The 2,417-nt window shown below is 35.4% G+C and carries 1 protein-coding gene; it reads right to left on the bottom strand.

The window, feature by feature from the left end; genetic code table 11:
* Positions 1–162: 162 nt before the first annotated feature.
* Positions 163–2,376 (bottom strand): glycosyltransferase, encoded by a 2,214-nt coding sequence (locus tag NNN64_RS22725; RefSeq protein WP_271442870.1) that lies wholly within the window; start codon positions 2,374–2,376, stop codon positions 163–165.
* Positions 2,377–2,417: the final 41 nt, after the last annotated feature.

The raw sequence follows: 2,417 nt of genomic DNA, 5'->3' as shown, positions 1-2,417 counted from the left end.
CCGATCAATACGATATTAATTGAATTATTCTGAATTGCTATAAATTTTGAATTGATTGCAATCGAAAAATGTGAAATCAATACACAAATGACTGCTAAGGCTCACAGTTGATCTAAAACAGCAATTCGGCCAGTTACAAAAAACTTTTCTTTATGCCCCATATCATGCGTCCCGCATATTTATCGCGACTATTTTTTTATACATGTTAACTGATGATTTCGCCATCTGAACATCAGAAAACAAATTCTCATATCTCATACGCCCTTCTTTTCCCAATTTTCTTCGCAGCGACGGATTTGTAATTAATAAAGACAATGCTTCATAAAGTTCATTAGCATTACCGGGAGAAATCAGAATCCCATTAACATTATGTTCAACTACCTCCGGAATTCCTCCGACATCACAACCAATAACAGGTTTTCCGTACATCATAGCTTCGACATAAATAAGACCAAAAGATTCAAATCTGGATGGAGCAACAAATATATCGCACTTAGAATAGTGTTTTCTCAATGCAATTTCATCAACCTTTCCATGAAATTTTATCTTTTCATTTAGTAATATACCAAATTCATTTTCGAACTTCGTTCTATATGTAAAATCACTATCGACAGGGATACTATCATCTCCAACGATATCAAAAGACACATTGGGATAAGCAGCAACTATATCAGGAATGATACTAAGAAGGAGATCTATACCTTTTCTTTTCTCTAATCGACCGACGAAGAGTATATTAATTTCATTATCATTAGAAACCTCTTGCATGTCGCTTTTTTCACGCCAATCCGGCATACCAAGATGCGATACAAACAATCTATTCTCATCTATTTCTAATGAATATGCCTTCTGAACCTCATTAAGAATTCCTTTACTAATGGCAAGTAAGGAATCACTATTCAAGATCATATATCTCTCCATTTCAATTAACGGATTAACGAATGAAGCCATAAGTTCTTTATTAGCGGTAAGATCAGGGCGAGAGGAGAGAGATAATTTAAGAGTAGTCATCAAACTAGTAATTACACGGTAGCGGCCAGATAATAACGGTGCAATGCCAACAACGTTCCATATTGGAGCTTCCACAATGTCGATGCTACGATGAGTTGATATTCTATCTATTTCGTCAAGAAAAGATTTTGATTGATCCCAATGAGACTGCAGGATATTTAAATGCTCAATCTCGCATGGTTTCACATTGGGTTGTACGACTATACGATGAACCCAAACGCCATTTTCGAAATCTACTGTGGAATGTTCATCACCACGAGCAATAACATGAACCTTATGTCCTAATTGCGCGAGCGCAGTAGCCTTATCCTGTGTAAAACGAGCAATTCCACCCAAGAGGTTTGGCGGATAATCTTCGCATAATAATACGATTGTTAATCGTTTTTCATCATCGGCATGGATAGAATAAAATTTCTTAAAAGCACAATCATTACGTTCTAACAAACGGGATGAAATAAGTTTGGGCTTTTGTCTTGACTCTTCTCTTCCTTGTTTCATTGCTAATATTGCATGTTCTTCAAATGAAACTAGTGCTTCTTCAGGTAATTTACCAGAAGAAATACAAGATTCGATATCGCTGCGATGATTTTGAATAAATCTCATATTGTCAGAATCAATAAAATCTTGAGTATGATACAAATAACCATGTCTATTCGAAAAATAGACTTTGGATTTAAGCACTGGATATCTATATACTGCAGCTGATTTAGTACGAATATGAGATGGAGCATATTTATGGTGAACATATGCATTCGCAAGTTGCTTTATAAAATACCCATTATCAATAATTCGTAAACATACATCTGTCTCATCAAGATAGTATATGAATTCTTCATCAAATCCACCTATTTCAACCAGAACATCTCGTCTAAAGGCCGTATTCGTCCCTTGCAAATATGGAAATTCATATGCACGTGGGAAACAATAATTAGGCGATGGTTCTTCCATCTGCCATTTACCATGCCCTAGTCTATCAGCATTTGCATATTGATATTGATACTTATAACCAGTGTGATCGAACACTTTTCCACCTACAGCACCAACTTCGCAGGAATCAAAGGCCTCTACAATTTGTGTTAACCACTCAGGCTCAGGTATGGCATCATCATCAATAAATGCCACGATATCGCCACTAGAATAAGATATTCCTATATTCCGAGATTTTGATAAATTGGCTTCTGCACAGTGACCTATCTTTATCAATTCTCTAAACTTATCAAGTACCTCCTCGGTGTGATCAGTAGAGGGGCCATTAATTACAATGATTTCAAACAATGGATAATCAATGTATTTGAATGATTCAAGAGTCCTTAATAATAAATCTGCACGATTATAGGTATTGATAATAACTGATACTTTTTTCATTCCAAATCCAAACCTTGTCAATAACAATTATATACTTTAAG

Source organism: Citrobacter sp. Igbk 14, assembly GCF_028069825.1.
Taxonomy (GTDB): Bacteria; Pseudomonadota; Gammaproteobacteria; order Enterobacterales; family Enterobacteriaceae; genus Citrobacter.
Note: the sequence above shows the minus strand (reverse complement) of the source record. Positions and strands in the feature narration are given on the sequence as shown.